The organism is Acinetobacter sp. NCu2D-2 (genome assembly GCF_001647675.1).
Classification (GTDB): Bacteria; Pseudomonadota; Gammaproteobacteria; order Pseudomonadales; family Moraxellaceae; genus Acinetobacter.
In genome coordinates, this window is the sequence record NZ_CP015594.1 from 304,493 (window position 1) to 319,405 (window position 14,913).

The window sequence follows — 14,913 nt, forward strand, 5'->3', positions numbered from 1 at the left end:
TCAATTTTTTTGCTAAATACAAGGTGAAACGGGTGTGAGACTGATCATCTGTCAGTAAAATAAGCGAAGTATCAGTACAAATATTTTAACTAAAAAGTTATCTTCTTTTGTTGTCAGTTTGGTCAATCGCAGTTAATCTAAAATCAATCTTTTTGGGTATAAATGAAGCACATACAAGGAAGGTTTTTGAGTGAGTCAGCTAACGGATGCATCGGTTGTATTACGTTTAGGCTACCAAGCGATTCGTCGTGCGGGATTGCCTACGGAAGAACTACTAACTAAAGCAGGAGTCGCTTTAAACCAAGTGGAGGCGAATGATCGCACACCACTGAGTGCGCAGTATGCCTTTTGGGTGGCTGCCGAAGAAGTCAGTCGTGATCCCGATATTGGGTTACATTTAGGTGAGCATCTACCTCTGTATCGTGGGCAGGTGATTGAACACCTGTTTATATCAAGTGAAAATTTTGGTGAGGGGTTGAAGCGTGCTTTGGCCTACCAACGTCTGATCAGTGATGCATTTCATGCCAAATTGGTGGTAGAAGATGATCGTTGCTATTTGACCAATGGTGAACAGCCTTATGCGGAAAATTTAGTCAATCGACATTTTACCGAATGCGCGATGTCGGGTGTCCTACGCTTCTTTAAGTTTATTACTGAAGGGCGTTTTGCACCGATTTACATCGACTTTAACTTTTCTAAAGGCGCAACGGATGATGAATACTTCCGTGTTTTTGAATGTCCTGTGAGTCTTGGGCAAAAAGAAACCCGTTTGTATTTTGATCCAAGTATTCTAGATTTCCCGTTATGGCAAGCTGAACCTGAGTTATTACAGTTACATGAGCAACTGGCAATTGAAAAATTGCAAGAGTTGGCACGTTATGACTTGGTCGGTGAAGTACGTCGTGCAATAGGTTCGACATTGGAAAGTGGTGAAACGACTTTAGAAACAGTGGCGGCACAGCTTAATATTACGCCCCGTCGTTTGAGAACGCAGCTTTCTGAGGCGAACACGAGCTTCCAGCAAATCTTGTCGGACTATCGTTGTCGTTTAGCGAAACGTTTATTGGCGGGAACCAATGAAAGTGTAGAGCGGATTGTTTATCTGACAGGCTTCTCTGAGCCAAGCACGTTCTATCGTGCGTTTAAACGCTGGACCAATGAAACACCAGTGGAATATCGCAAGCGTAAGCAGCGTTAGAATCCCCCAAAAAAATCCCCCCTTTTTTCAAAGGTGGATTTTTTATATTCTTCCTTTTTAAGAAGAATTTTCCCCTCCTTTTAGGAGGGGTTATTAGGGGAGGTGAATATTCTAAAAATACTATTCAGGCATATTAAGCCAATGTGGGCCTAAAGGTACTTCAGGAAGATTAAATTCTTCTGGATAATCTGCATGGATAAAATAGAGGCCATCAGGTGGAGCAGTGATACCAGCAGCTTTGCGGTCTTCGGCAGCAAAGATTTCATCAATATGGTCAATGCTATACATACCTTGCCCAACTTCTAATAAGCACCCCATGATATTACGCACCATATGATGTAAGAAGCCATCTGCTTGAATATCAAGAACTAAATAGGGTCCATGTGGAATTAAACGACAGTGTCTGACATGACGAACTGGTTGATTAGACTGACAAGACGCTGCACGGAAACTTTCAAAGTTGTGAGTACCTTCAAATTTCTTCGCTGCTTCGATCATGTCTGCAACGTTTAATTCATAATAGGCATGGGTGACTTGTTTATGCAGTAATGCAGGGCGTACAGGATTGTTATACACCACATAACGGTAGCGACGAGCTTTGGCTTTAAAACGCGCGTGAAACTGCTCGTCCATCTCTTGAATCCATTGGATGGAAATATCTTTTGGGAGTTGACTGTTACAGCCACGCAACCAACCGTGTTTAGAACGAATAGCATTGGTATCAAAATGCGCAACCATATTTGTGGCATGAACCCCGGCATCTGTGCGACCAGCACCGTGTAGGATAATCGGTTCATTTGCGACTGTTGAAAGTACTTTCTCAATGGTTTCTTGTACACTCGCAACGCCGGGTTGTTGAGTTTGCCAACCTCGATAGTTCATCCCACAAAACTCAATCCCAATTGCAAAACGTTGCATATTTACCTCAAAAGTTCTTTATTCGTACCAATGCGCATGCCATTGGTCTACGCGGTCATATTGTAAATACATTTTTAAGGCTTTTGCATAAAGATCGGCATGCCCATAGCTGTCATTGAGTAAAACTTTACTGTCTTTAACCCAATCGGCGATGGCATAACGTTGATCTGTACCACCGAATGGCACTTGAGTAGTCAGTATAGTTGCACAACCTTGGTCATAGAGTTGATCAATAAGCTGAATGAGAGGTTGATTGACTGCCAAGTTACCTGTGCCAAACCCTTGTAAGATTAAAAAATGCGGGGGATGATTCAGTACGTTTTGTAAATTTTGTACTTGTTGTTCAAGTTCAATCGGTTGCATCATACAACTCATACAATTAAATGTATCTGCTTGTTTAATATGTGCTGCAGTCACTGTTAGTGGATGACGAATAGGGAGAGAGACATCGGAGTCTAGGCCATGGAAAGCATGAAGTTCGGTGGTATGTTGCTTGAGTGCAGATCGTGCATGAAATAAATGCTGATTAAAAGCCAGATAAACACCAGGCGATGTTTTGAGTACAGACTGTAAGGCAAACTGCAGATTATTATTCGCATCACTAAATTCACGTAGTGCATCGCCCGTGACATTTAATAGAGGGTATTGGCTCCCTGTTAAAATAACGGTGGCTTGATTTGCTAAAAAATGACTAAGCACTGCACTGGCATAGCTTAGCGTATCGGTGCCATGAATAATGACAAAGTATTGATATTTCTGAGCAATTAGACTCTGAATAAATCGGATGAGTTCCAGCCAGTCTATTGCTGTACAGGCACTGCTATCTTTAATCGTTGGCGCTTTAAAACAGGTAACATCAACATCATGAGAACAATAACGCTCTAGCTGTGGAATAAATAATTCCGCAGACATCGGGCTCAGTGGATTACCCACACAACCAAATGTTCCACCCATATAAATTAATGCGATTGTTTCTTTCATAAAAAAGCAGCCTGTAATGACTGCTTTAGTTTAAAACGAAAAACTTTAAGAAGCGATTTGATTTAAGAGTTCGCTGACTTGCTGTTTTTGTTCTGCTGAATATTGGCTTTCTTTCTCTGCTAATAATTCACGCGCTGCATCATAGGCACCCAGTTTAATATATTGTTCAGCAAGAACGATATTTAAACTGATTTCATCATTATCGATGAGCTCAGGGAATGATTGCACCAAAGGATCGTTTTGGTCTGCTTTTGATACAGGTGTTTCAGGTACTGCAACTTGAATACCTGTGCTTGGTGTTTCCTGTTTTGGTTCTAAAGAATCAAGTTTGAAATCTAGCGTGGAAGGTTCAGCGGTTGGCGCTGGTGTATCAAGATTTTCTGTATTTAAGTCAAGCGTAATCGGTTCAACTTTTTCTTCAACAGCAGGAACACTATCTAAAGAGAAAGAAAAGTCTAAAGGCTGAATTTCCTCTTGCGCTGGCGCTACAGGTTCAGCTGGTTTGATATCGTCTAATTTAAACTCAAGCGTAGGGGCAGCAGGCGCTTCTTCGATTTTAGGTGATGGATCTAAATCAAAAGATAAGTCAGCAACAGGTGCAGCTTCTTGAGTTGCAGTTTCTTCTTTTACAGGTTCTACCTTAGTATCGAGTTGAGTAAATGACGAGTCGAAATTAAACTCAAGGGGTTTGATATCGTTTTGGGTCGGTTTGGCTTCAAATACAGATTTAGTTGATGGTTTAATTTCATCTTGAAGTGCATCGAAAGCTTTATCGTCAACAAGTGTTTGTGTAGTTGGTACGGTGTCAATAGATTTACCAAAATCCATTGTTTCATTACTCGTTTTATTCGCTTCTTCATACTCAATGCGTTTTGCTTCTGCTTTAGCTAGAACTTCGCTTAAACCCAATACTCGGATATGGTTAATCAGCTGCGTAATGGCAAAATCATCTTTTTGTTTGGTATGAATATCAAGAAGTAATAAATATAGGTCATGCTGCGAGTTATCACGGTTTAAGGCTTGGTTAATCTGAGCCTCAGCAGCAAAGAAATTATCTTCTTTAATCAGCGTTTCGATTTTTTGGCGTAACTCTGGCGCTAATGGGGTCGCCGTTTTGGGAACAGAGACAGGTTCTTCAACAACGTTGGTTCGCGAAGGTGTTTTTGTGGTTTTGCCTGTATTTGCTGTTCTTTTTGGCTTTGCTGAAGCTTGACTGTCTTGTCGTTTTTTTAATACCAATAAAACGACAATTAAAAGCACCAGTGGAATTAAATACATCAGCATGGTTATACCCCTTGAGGACAACACTGTTCATTGTGCGTCCCAATAAATCATTATGTGAATCTTATTGAATTGGCTTTTTATCCGCCTGTTGGGCTTTTAACTGTTGTTCCAGTCGAGCTAAACGTGCGTTGAGTAATTGAATTCTATGATCCTTTTGATTAAGTGCCAATTCAGATTCAGTTACGTTTCTCTGTAATTTAACGGTTTTTTCACGAGCTGTCATAATTTTTAATGACAACTTATTCTTAGATTGATCTTGTAATGTGTTGTGATTTGCAGAAAGTGTTTTGGAATGCGATTGGTTCTCTGCAACCAAACTCATTTCAGCCTGATTTAGCCGATATTTGGTTTTTGTAGGCGTCGTTGCTTTTTGTGTTTTTAGCTCAGATGGGGTGATTTTCTGTGCTTTGTTATTGGTGGTGCTCGCAGTTAAATTCAACGATGCGCCTTTACGCAAACGGTTTGCATCTCCACCAATAAAGGCATGTTCATTATTTTTTTTGATACTTTGCATAACTTCATTCACAGATTTTTTTTCTGCTTGTGCTACGCGTTCAGCAATTTTCCATAAAGACTCATTGGACTGTACAACATAGTTTGCAGAAGCAGTCGATGCCTGAACTGGACTATGTTCTATCTTTTGAATTGGAGAAGGCTGAATTGTTTTTTGTTGTGTCAGTTGAGCCTGCTGTTCTTTGTATTTTCGCACCAATGGATCAAGAGATTCTGTTTGCGGTGCAAAATTATGTACTGGAGATGCAGGTACAGTAGCTTGGCTTGGAATTGGCGTTGGTTTTTCTATTGCTTGAACTGACTCAATAGCAGGTTCTTTAACGTCAGCTATTTTTGTAGTTTGAGGTTTTTCTGTTTGAGTCGTTATTTTTTCAACAGAAGGCGTAGGCGGAGTAGCTGTATGCTGTTTATCCTGCATTTTCACAGGTGGAACAGAATTTGTAATTTGTTTTTCAATATCTGCTTTAATTTTGGCTTCGGTTTGTGTTGGTATTTTTTCAACGGGTGTAGGTACTACAGTCGGCACAGGTTTTGAGACAGTTGTAGCTACAATCGGTTGTGGCCTAGGTACTGTGACTGCTTTCGGCGTACTTTGAGTTGGCGACGGTGTAGTCGCAGTTTGAGTTGCCGTAGGGATTGCAGTACTGATTGCAGGCGTCACTTGCTTTGGAATTGAGCTTGCAGAAAGCATAGGTGGTGCAATTTTTTTGACCGCTAATGGCTTTTCAAGCGCAACAACAGGTTTTGGCGCAGAATATTGTGTGCTGACAGGTAAATTTAGCCCGATATCTTTTTCGCTCACCACTACAATTGGCTTTAATGGACGCTCGTTTTGGCTGGCTGTTAGCTGAGTCGTTTCTTTCTTCGCCTGTAAAGGTTTACGGATGTGTTGCAGGTGTGCTGCATTCCCTTCTTTAATTTTAATAATAATATTGAGTTCACGATCGGTCATCGGGCGAGATGAGGTAATCGTAATCACGCCTGTACCATTACCATTACGGCGGGTATAGAAGTTTAAATGTCCGGGCGGTTGATGCATTGCGCCAATCGATGCCAAATCATCTGGGGAAGCGAGACTGACTTCAACCGGAATCTGACTATTCGATTGTCTGAAATTAATTTCTGCATAGAGTAACTCACCTGGTGCAGATTGAATCTGAACAGGATCAACATTGATCGCAAAACTCGTCTGTGTAGCAATAGTGGCTAAAATGGCAATCTTTAATTTGTTATATGCAGTCATCTTAATTTTTGAGCTCAGTCACGGTCGCAAAGCGAAAATTGTAGATTATCGAGAAGTCTATGTTTTGTAAAATATTTGATTGATCTTGGCATAAAAAAGCCGATCAATAAAGATCGGCTTTTTGAAAAGTCTTACGCTGTCGACTTAAGCATTTTTATAATCAATTAAAATGCGAAGCATACGACGTAAAGGCTCAGCAGCACCCCAAAGCAATTGGTCACCCACAGTGAAAGCGCCAAGGTATTCTTTACCCATATTGAGTTTACGTAGACGACCGACTGGCACAGATAGCGTACCTGTTACAGCAACAGGAGTTAAGTCAGTCATAGATGCTTCACGGGTATTTGGTACCACTTTAGACCAGTCATTGGCACTTGCAATGATATCTTCAATTTCGTTCAGTGGAACGTCTTTACGAAGTTTCAATGTAATTGCTTGTGAGTGGCAACGCATTGCGCCGATACGAACACAGTGACCATCAATTGGTACGATTTGCTGGTTACCTAGGATCTTGTTGGTTTCAACTTGACCTTTCCATTCTTCTTTCGACTGACCGCTTTCAAGCTGTTTGTCGATATATGGAATGAGAGAACCTGCTAAAGGTACACCAAAGTTTGCAGATGGGAAGCCTTCACCACGTTGCAACTGTGCAATTTTAGAATCGATATCTAAAATTGGAGAACGCGGATCATCAAGTAGATCTTTAGTATTGTTATATAAATAGCCCATGCCTGTAATCAATTCACGCATGTTTTGCGCGCCAGCACCAGAAGCTGCTTGATATGTCATGGAGGTTGCCCATTCCACCAAATTGTTTTGGAATAGACCACCAAGACCCATCAACATCAGTGAAACAGTACAGTTACCGCCAACAAATGTTTTTGTGCCTTTCACGAGACCGTCTTTGATCACGTTCATGTTGACTGGATCAAGCACGATGATGGCTTCATCATCCATACGCAGGGTAGATGCTGCATCAATCCAGTAGCCATCCCAGCCTTCAGCTTTGAGTTTTGGGAACACTTCGGTCGTGTAGTCGCCACCTTGGCAGGTAATAATGACATCCATTTGCTTCAGACTATTAATGTCTGTTGCATCCATAAGTGCTGGGGCGGTCTTGCCGCCAAATGCTGGTGCTTCACCACCAGCATTACTGGTAGAGAAGTAGAATGGCTCAAAATGAGCGAAATCATTCTCTTCAACCATACGTTGCATAAGGACGGAACCAACCATCCCGCGCCAACCGACCAGACCTACTTTCATGTCATTTTGCCTCGGTGCGTTAAAATAAAAAAGGGTATTCGAGTGTATCAAAAGGTGTGCTAACTGCAAGCGCTACACAACCAAAACACGATTAATATTGTGCAATATATCTTGTTTATGTTACATGGAAAATTGATATTAATTTATGAATTAGACAAAAAATTAGAATATAACAGCGAGGTTTTATGATTTGGATTGAGATTATTGCATGCTTTGTCATTTGGCTCAGTTTTTGGTCATTGATCCCGCGAGATGAGTGGTGGTTCCGTGGAGCGGACTTTCCACGACTACAAATTTTAGCTTTAGGCTTTATTTCTTTAGCGTTTTTAATGTTCTGGAATGAGCCTTGGACAGTCGCTCGACAAACCATTTTCGTACTTTTAATTGCGGCTTTGGCTTATCAATTGAAAATGGTTTTACCTTATACCTTTATTTGGAAAAAACAGGTCAAAAAAGTCCGTGATGACGAATTAGATCCAAGTAAACAAATATCTCTCATTGTCTCGAATGTGCTGACGCCAAATCAAAAGTATCATTTATTGATTGAACAAATCGAGAAGTATCAACCTGATTTGGTTTTAACTTTAGAAACTGACCAAACCTGGCAAAACGAACTTTCAGTGATTGAAAAGGATTATCCATATCGCGTGCCTGTCCCATTGGATAATCTTTATGGTATGCATCTCTACAGTAAACTTGAGCTTAAAGACATCGAAGTTAAGTTTATTTTGAGTGATGAAATTCCATCAATTCATACCACTGTAATTTTGCCATGTGGTCAACCTGTGCAGCTTTATTGCTTACATCCAAAGCCACCAAGTCCAACCGAAGCCAAAGACTCAACCTTGCGTGATGCAGAATTATTAATTGTTGGTGATCAAATTAAAGATCTTGATGAAAGCTGTATCGTGATGGGGGACTTAAATGATGTGGCATGGTCGCGGACCACACGTTTATTTCAACGCATTAGTGGCTTATTAGATCCGCGTGTCGGACGCCATTATGTTAATACCTTCCATGCCGATTATCCGTTGTTACGTTGGTCACTTGACCATGTGTTCCATAGTACTGACTTTGCCTTGGTAAAAATGGAACGACTGCCGCACGTCGGTTCTGATCATTTCCCAGTTTATGTGGTATTGCAAACTGGACGTAAGTTTGAACAAGTTCAGCAAGAGTTAGAACAAACCGATGCGGATGAAGAAGAAGCACAACAAGCTATTCAGGAAGGTATTGAAAAAGCTGAAAAAGAAGAGAAACAAGTAACCGATGAAATCGCGCAAGATTATAAGGATGGAACGAAATCAGTGTAGATTCATGAGAAAAGTGTACGAAATAGCTTACATTGCTTTCGTCCAATAGCGGATAGTCAGCACAAAGTAAAGCCCGTATTCTAGACTCATCAGCACAGGGAGTCGCGAAAGGATATTCGCATAAGGAAGACGAAGCTGAAGTGAAACATCATGGAGATGATGCTGACAGGGAAAGCAAATAAGTAAAGAATAAGTTTGAAAGCACAAACCTCATTAGCCCGAGTTTTACAGGATGTAGAACTCGGGTTAAATTATTTAAGGGTGTTATTTTTTAAGACCCAGTCTTATACCCATTATGCAAATCAATTAATAAATTTTTTCAAAACCTTCAGGCCGTGTTTTAAAGCGGCGGTGGAACCACATATATTGGGTTGGAGCGATACGTAACTGACGTTCAATAATCAGATTCACACGTGTTGCATCATCAAGTTCATCATCACTTGGTAAATTCTCGACAGGTGGTTCAATCAGTACATGATACTTTGGATCAGCAATATCACCATGACGATAAAAATACAAAGGAATGGCTGCTGCTTTGGTCATTTTGAGTAAACGTCGATGAGCCGTTACTGTTGCAGCAGGCACACCAAAGAATGGCGCCATTACCCCTTGTTTAAGCCCAAAATCCTGATCGGGACTGTACCAAATCGGGTGACCGTCTTTTAATTTTCGAACCAAACCACGCATGTCATCATGATCAATTTGATTAGCATAAATGGTGGCGCGGCAACGATAAATCAACATATCGAGTAATGGGTTGTTTTGGGGGCGATACACCACATCTGGCTCGAAATATTGTGCACACAAATATCCACCTGCATCGAGCAAAGTCGAATGAGTACCGAGTAAAAGCATACCTTTACCTTCGGCTTGTGCTTGATGGATATATTCTAATCCTTCAATGCTGACACGACCTTTAAACCATTTTGGGCTATACCATGCATTGAGTGTCTCAAATACACCAATCATTTGATCGACAAAGACTTGACGCGCATTGGCTTCAACTTCAGCCGGTGACCATTCAGGAAAGCACACTTCAAGATTACGAAGTGTTGTTTCACGGCGTGATTTCAGCGCTTTAAAACAGATATTGCCTAAAGCCTGTCCTAAGCGATATTGCAGTGCCCAAGGTAAAATTGCCAAAATCATCAGACATACAATTCCAATCCAAATGCCCCAATATTGCGGAAGCAAGAAAGACCATTGGAATTCACCGGGTTTATATTCGGGCTGATGACTCATAAGCTGTATGTGTAATAGTTGAATTTTTGCAGTTTAGCAGAGAAGATTTTGAAATAAAAAAGCATCTGTATAAATACAGATGCTTAGCAGGTCTAAATTGAGAAAACTTAACCTTTAGACAGGTTTTCTAATTCTTCCCAACGTTCTAGTTTTTCGAACAATAGTTCGTCAATTTCACCAAGACGTTCTGACAATTGCATCGCTTTGTCTGAATCAGTCACAAACAATGAACCATCTGCGAGTAAAGCATTAATATCCGCTTGTTCTTTTTCAAGTGCTTCCATTTCTGCCGGTAATTGCTCAAGGGCACGTTGGTCTTTGTAGCTTAATTTGACCTTTTTCGCTGCGGGTGCAGCAGTTGCTGCTGCGGCCTCTGCTTTAGCTTGTGCTTTTTTTACCGCTGCTTTTTGATCGACCACTTTGTCATCAGGACGCTGTTGTAGATAATCTTGATAGCCACCGATATATTCATTGATATTGCCTTTACCATCAAAGACCCAAGTCGATGTCACGACATTGTCCATGAAGGCACGGTCATGTGAGATCAGTAGCAAAGTGCCTTTATAAGCGCTGAGCATTTCTTCAAGTAGTTCAAGCGTCACCATATCCAAGTCATTGGTTGGTTCGTCCATCACGATGAGGTTTGATGGTTTAAGCAAAAGTTTCGCAAGCAAAATACGGTTACGTTCACCACCAGACAATGCTTTTACAGGGGTGCGGGCACGTTCAGGGCTAAACAAGAAGTCTTGTAAATAACTGTAGATGTGACGACGACTTCCATTAATATCGACGTGGTCAGAACCTTCAGCCACGTTGTCTTTGACTGATTTTTCTAAATCGAGCACATTACGCAATTGGTCAAAATAAGCGACTTCAAGCTGCGTACCGGTTTTCACTGTACCTGTATGTTCTTGCTGACCCAAAATCGCTTTAATCAGCGTGGTTTTACCGACACCGTTATCGCCGACTAAACCAATACGGTCACCACGAAGTACAAGTGCTGAGAAGTCTTTAATAATTGGTGCATTGTCACCAAATTGAACGCCCAAATTCTCAATTTCAAAAACGACTTTCCCTGAACGCTGCGCGTCTTGGGTAGCCATACTGACTTTACCTTGTTGTGAGCGACGTGCTTTAGATTCTTCACGTAGTGCTTTTAAAGCACGTACACGACCTTCGTTACGGGTACGACGCGCCTTAATACCTTGGCGAATCCAGACTTCTTCTTCAGCTAAGCGTTTGTCAAACAGCGCATTTTGCTTTTCTTCCGCTTCCATTTGCTGTGCTTTGAGTTCTAAGTAACGTGAATAGTTCCCTTCATAGCTGCGCAAAATACCTCGATCAAGCTCAACAATACGTGTCGCAATGCTGTCCACAAATGAACGGTCATGGGAAATGAATAGTAATGTCAGATTGTTTTGATCTAGAAGGAATTTCTCTAACCATTCAATGCTTTCAACGTCCAAATGGTTTGTTGGTTCATCAAGTAACAGCACATCAGGTTGCATGAGTAGAGCACGTGCTAAAAGTACACGACGCTTACGACCACCAGATAGATCAGCCAAATCAGCTTCAGGGTCTAAACCCATTTTTCCTAAAATTGAATTGACGCGAGTTTCAAGTGACCAACCATCAAGTTGATCCATTTGATGTTGCAGGTTACCCATACGTTCACAGGCTTCCATATCGCCTAGCACACAGGCATCACTTGCTGCATGATAGTCACGTAGGACTTGTGCAGCTTCACCGACACCATCTGCTACAATATCAGCAACCTTACCGGAGTCCATCGGCACGTCTTGGGCAAGCATGGAAATGGTAATGCCATTTTGCAGCGAAACTTCGCCATTATCGGGTAGCAAACTTCCGTCAATCAGTTTAAGTAAGGTAGACTTACCTTCACCATTACGGCCGATCAAACACACTCGTTCGCCACGTTCTAAACTGAAATTTGCGCCGTCGAGCAGGGCAGGTCCACCAAACGCAAGTTGGACATCCCTAAGGGTAATATAGGCCATAATGTTTCCTGAAATCCCAAATGAGGACTTTAAATGACTAAACAACAAAATTTAAATGATCAGGCGTCATTTTCCGCACCCATTGAAGATTTGCAAGTAAGAATTGCATTTTTAGATGATTTAGTTGATCAACTGAATGATCAAGTGACCAAGCAAAACTTGGAAATCGCTGATTTGCAAAAACAAATGAAGCTTTTGTATCAACGTATCGAATCTGCCGATTTATCCGAAGGTATTGCGGCTTTTGATCCAATGACCAATCGTCCACCACATTATTGATGCTTTCTTTAACTGTGGCTTTATAGTTTGATTTTAGATCATTGAAAGGCTGAATATTTCATAGACAAATCAAACGAATTGCGTCATAAAGTGATTAAGTTATATCTCAACACTTCATTCTGTTTTACTGCGTGGGTTTCTTAAAATAATCTTATGAGCCAAAAAGCTGTTCTGCTTGATCTTGAAAATAATCTGCCTACGATTCAATTGCTTCGTGAAATTATTGAACATTATTCAGTACTCTACCTGTTTAATTGTTCAGGGAAATTTGAATTTTCTTTAGAAGATATGACTGAATTTTCTTCATGGGTAGCAAGTGGGCAAGTGGTATTTTTAGCGACACCCACGGCTCCGCATAAAGAATTTGAATATGCGATTTTGGTGGGGCAACTGCTTGCTTTACTCGAGCAACCTGCGCATATCGAACTCATTTCTGCTATGGACAGTAGTGTCACTTTGGCAAAAATGTTTGAAGCTTCAAATATCAGTTGTCATTTGATTCAAGTACAAGCTGAATCAGCCTCTACAGCGCGTCCACAGGCTAAATTCAATTTACCAAGTATTGAAACCATTAAAGCCAAACCAAAATTGATGTTGGTTAAAAAATATTGCGATGCTGTGGTGAAAATGACGGGCAAACCGACAACTTTAGACGGTTTAAAGAACTCGCTTGCCAATACTTTGCAGCTAGAAGATAAGCAAGTACAGCATTTGGTTGGCTTGCTCATGAACTTGAAACTGATAAAAAATCAGGATGGACAGATTCATTTTAGGAAAAAAGTGCTTAAGCAGTGGGCTGAATTACAGTTAGATGCAGCACAAGAGGCAGCTTCGATTTCAGCATTGCTTGAGCAGGTGATGGCAGAACTGCAACCACAGGTTGAGTCTGAACAAGAATCGCAACAGGGAATGAATGCGGTTCATCAGGATTTATTTAAAAACTTTGGAAAAATTGATCCTGTGCAGTTAGAAGTTGCGCGCAAATTACGTGAACTTCGAGATGACAAACCTAAAGATATCTATGAATTACGTGATCTATTAGAACAGTTATTTCCACAGTCCGATGTGCGTCTGTTGTTAAAGGAATTAATTGAAAAAGGCTATATCTATTGGAACGGTCATGAAGTGTTATATAGTCATGAGATGTATCTGAATTAAAATAATTTTATGAGGGCCTATGAAGAAAATATTGCTATTAGATATAGAGAACCTGCCTAAAACTGAAACTGAACTTTTAAAATATTGCTCACAATATAATTATATATATTTGGTTTATGCAAAAACTCCTTCTGGTTTTAGTTTGGATGGAGTGGTAAAACTAGCACCATTTATTTCATCTGGAAAATTAAAAGTTTTAAAGATGCCGAAAGTGGGTAAAGATGCAGCTGATTTCGGTCTGACATTTATCGCTGGGCAGCTCTCAACGCAATTTAAATCTAGTGATGTTGTCTTTGAAGTTATGTCGAATGATCATTCGATGGAATATGTCGTAGATCTTTTAAAAATAGCTAAATTTCAAGCAAATTTGATTTCAAATAAACCTTTAGTTACACCACAAATAGTAAAAGAAATTAAGTCAGAAATAAATGTTGACTCTCTAATCTATCAATATTGTGAATATTTAATTAAACAAGGTTCAAGACCATCAAAATTAGATAGTTTAATTAATTCACTTAAGGCAATACTTAAGGTTGAAGAGGATGTAGCAAGAGTATTAGTAGAATTATTGAAAAAAAATAAAATTATTAAGTTTGAAAATAATAAACCTAATTATCAAGATACTGTTTTGCAAAGTTATCTGAAACAAAAGAATATTACGGCTGAAACGGCTGAAACGGCTGAAACGGCTGAAACGGCTGAAACGGCTGAAACGGCTGAAACGGCTGAAACGGCTGAAAATATAGGATATAAATTAGATCAGAAACTTTCAAATATACGCTTACGGCTGATGCCTTTTTTAAATGTAATTCCTGAAAAAAGACCAAAATATTTAGCGAGTTTTGAAGTGCTATTGGAAAAATGTGTTCCTAAAGAACAGGTTTCTGAAACTTTAGAGTTATTAATTAAGTCTTGCTTAATTAGTGTGCATAAAAGAGAAATTACTTATAGTCCACAGCTTTTTGGAAACTAATTTCTTTAACGGTGCTTGCCTTTTATATTGTGCTTATGCAACTCTAATAATAGGACATAAAGGTTGAACTATGGAAAACACTGGAATTTGGGTTGCGGTTGTCATCATTGTTTTTGTGATGGGTTCGATTTTGGGTCTGCGCGTCAGTCCAAGAGAAAAGGCCATTGGCATCATGCGTGATCGTGCGCGTAAATTGGGATTGCATCCCCGTTTGGTCGTTGCACCTGACTGGACCAAAATTCCAATGGCGACAGAAAATCGTGCCAGTATGGTGGCGTATTATAGCGTATTGCTTCCTGAAGCGCGTTTGCCTCTTATGCGTGCACGTGTAGTCGACCAAAAGTTACAACTTGTACACGGCGATGACAAATTTAAAGATTTTCCCATTGCATTAAAGGGTATATATGCTATTGATATGCAGGCGAACTGCGTGGGAATGTTTTGGGATGAAGAAGCCGATTTAAAAGCCACCCAGTTAGACGATATCAAAGCATTATTACATTCTTTGGCTGAACTTTAATTTAGAGATA

13 protein-coding genes are annotated in these 14,913 nt (G+C 40.3%); 6 read left to right on the plus strand and 7 right to left on the minus strand.

Annotated elements, in window-relative coordinates:
- The first annotated feature begins 190 nt into the window (after window positions 1-190).
- On the plus strand, window positions 191-1,198 hold the full coding sequence (locus tag A3K93_RS01405) for an AraC family transcriptional regulator (protein ID WP_067728245.1): 1,008 nt from the start codon (window positions 191-193) through the stop codon (window positions 1,196-1,198).
- A 120-nt stretch (window positions 1,199-1,318) separates the two neighbouring features.
- Here the strand turns inward: A3K93_RS01405 and truA are convergent, their stop codons facing one another.
- The 5 genes from truA to asd all read right to left on the minus strand — a co-directional run bounded on the left by truA (window position 1,319) and on the right by asd (window position 7,400).
- Window positions 1,319-2,116 (minus strand): tRNA pseudouridine(38-40) synthase TruA, encoded by a 798-nt coding sequence (gene truA / locus A3K93_RS01410; RefSeq protein WP_067728247.1) that lies wholly within the window; start codon window positions 2,114-2,116, stop codon window positions 1,319-1,321.
- Between the two features lie 18 nt (window positions 2,117-2,134).
- Complete coding sequence (locus A3K93_RS01415; protein WP_067728249.1) at window positions 2,135-3,097, minus strand: asparaginase domain-containing protein; 963 nt, start codon at window positions 3,095-3,097, stop codon at window positions 2,135-2,137.
- 45 nt (window positions 3,098-3,142) lie between these two features.
- Window positions 3,143-4,381 carry a hypothetical protein gene (locus tag A3K93_RS01420; RefSeq protein ID WP_067728251.1) on the minus strand — a complete coding sequence of 413 codons (1,239 nt, stop codon included), beginning with the start codon at window positions 4,379-4,381 and terminating at the stop codon, window positions 3,143-3,145.
- 61 nt (window positions 4,382-4,442) lie between these two features.
- A complete protein-coding gene (locus tag A3K93_RS01425; RefSeq protein ID WP_067728253.1) occupies window positions 4,443-6,137 on the minus strand; it encodes a FimV/HubP-related protein in 1,695 nt (564 codons plus the stop codon).
- Between the two features lie 144 nt (window positions 6,138-6,281).
- A complete protein-coding gene (gene asd / locus A3K93_RS01430; protein ID WP_067728255.1) occupies window positions 6,282-7,400 on the minus strand; it encodes an aspartate-semialdehyde dehydrogenase in 1,119 nt (372 codons plus the stop codon).
- Between the two features lie 185 nt (window positions 7,401-7,585).
- On the opposite strand from asd, the gene A3K93_RS01435 reads away from it, so the two are divergent.
- Window positions 7,586-8,713, plus strand: coding sequence for an endonuclease/exonuclease/phosphatase family protein (locus A3K93_RS01435; protein WP_067728257.1), 1,128 nt, complete (start codon window positions 7,586-7,588; stop codon window positions 8,711-8,713).
- Between the two features lie 306 nt (window positions 8,714-9,019).
- Here the strand turns inward: A3K93_RS01435 and A3K93_RS01440 are convergent, their stop codons facing one another.
- Both A3K93_RS01440 and A3K93_RS01445 read right to left on the minus strand, forming a co-directional pair.
- Window positions 9,020-9,955, minus strand: a complete 936-nt coding sequence (locus A3K93_RS01440; RefSeq protein ID WP_067728259.1) for an LpxL/LpxP family acyltransferase — start codon at window positions 9,953-9,955, stop codon at window positions 9,020-9,022.
- A 107-nt stretch (window positions 9,956-10,062) separates the two neighbouring features.
- Window positions 10,063-11,973 (minus strand): ATP-binding cassette domain-containing protein, encoded by a 1,911-nt coding sequence (locus tag A3K93_RS01445; RefSeq protein WP_067728261.1) that lies wholly within the window; start codon window positions 11,971-11,973, stop codon window positions 10,063-10,065.
- Window positions 11,974-12,006: 33 nt separating this feature from the next.
- On the opposite strand from A3K93_RS01445, the gene A3K93_RS01450 reads away from it, so the two are divergent.
- From A3K93_RS01450 to A3K93_RS01465, 4 genes are all read left to right on the plus strand, one after another.
- On the plus strand, window positions 12,007-12,252 hold the full coding sequence (locus tag A3K93_RS01450; protein ID WP_067728263.1) for a SlyX family protein: 246 nt from the start codon (window positions 12,007-12,009) through the stop codon (window positions 12,250-12,252).
- Window positions 12,253-12,405: 153 nt separating this feature from the next.
- Window positions 12,406-13,410 carry a hypothetical protein gene (locus tag A3K93_RS01455; RefSeq protein WP_067728265.1) on the plus strand — a complete coding sequence of 335 codons (1,005 nt, stop codon included), beginning with the start codon at window positions 12,406-12,408 and terminating at the stop codon, window positions 13,408-13,410.
- Window positions 13,411-13,429: 19 nt separating this feature from the next.
- Window positions 13,430-14,383: a PIN domain-containing protein gene (locus tag A3K93_RS01460; RefSeq protein WP_067728267.1), complete on the plus strand. Its 954-nt coding sequence runs from the start codon at window positions 13,430-13,432 to the stop codon at window positions 14,381-14,383.
- A gap of 70 nt (window positions 14,384-14,453) precedes the next feature.
- Window positions 14,454-14,903: an ammonium transporter gene (locus A3K93_RS01465; protein WP_067728269.1), complete on the plus strand. Its 450-nt coding sequence runs from the start codon at window positions 14,454-14,456 to the stop codon at window positions 14,901-14,903.
- Window positions 14,904-14,913: the final 10 nt, after the last annotated feature.

What these genes read in the sequence shown, in the direction of transcription:
- truA (WP_067728247.1), bottom strand. Translation starts at nt 2,116, where the DNA reads ATGCAACGTTTTGCAATTGGGATTGAGTTTTGTGGGATGAACTATCGA.
- A3K93_RS01415 (WP_067728249.1), bottom strand. Translation starts at nt 3,097, where the DNA reads ATGAAAGAAACAATCGCATTAATTTATATGGGTGGAACATTTGGTTGT.
- A3K93_RS01420 (WP_067728251.1), bottom strand. Translation starts at nt 4,381, where the DNA reads ATGCTGATGTATTTAATTCCACTGGTGCTTTTAATTGTCGTTTTATTG.
- A3K93_RS01425 (WP_067728253.1), bottom strand. Translation starts at nt 6,137, where the DNA reads ATGACTGCATATAACAAATTAAAGATTGCCATTTTAGCCACTATTGCT.
- asd (WP_067728255.1), bottom strand. Translation starts at nt 7,400, where the DNA reads ATGAAAGTAGGTCTGGTCGGTTGGCGCGGGATGGTTGGTTCCGTCCTT.
- A3K93_RS01435 (WP_067728257.1), top strand. Translation starts at nt 7,586, where the DNA reads ATGATTTGGATTGAGATTATTGCATGCTTTGTCATTTGGCTCAGTTTT.
- A3K93_RS01440 (WP_067728259.1), bottom strand. Translation starts at nt 9,955, where the DNA reads ATGAGTCATCAGCCCGAATATAAACCCGGTGAATTCCAATGGTCTTTC.
- A3K93_RS01445 (WP_067728261.1), bottom strand. Translation starts at nt 11,973, where the DNA reads ATGGCCTATATTACCCTTAGGGATGTCCAACTTGCGTTTGGTGGACCT.
- A3K93_RS01450 (WP_067728263.1), top strand. Translation starts at nt 12,007, where the DNA reads ATGACTAAACAACAAAATTTAAATGATCAGGCGTCATTTTCCGCACCC.
- A3K93_RS01455 (WP_067728265.1), top strand. Translation starts at nt 12,406, where the DNA reads ATGAGCCAAAAAGCTGTTCTGCTTGATCTTGAAAATAATCTGCCTACG.
- A3K93_RS01460 (WP_067728267.1), top strand. Translation starts at nt 13,430, where the DNA reads ATGAAGAAAATATTGCTATTAGATATAGAGAACCTGCCTAAAACTGAA.
- A3K93_RS01465 (WP_067728269.1), top strand. Translation starts at nt 14,454, where the DNA reads ATGGAAAACACTGGAATTTGGGTTGCGGTTGTCATCATTGTTTTTGTG.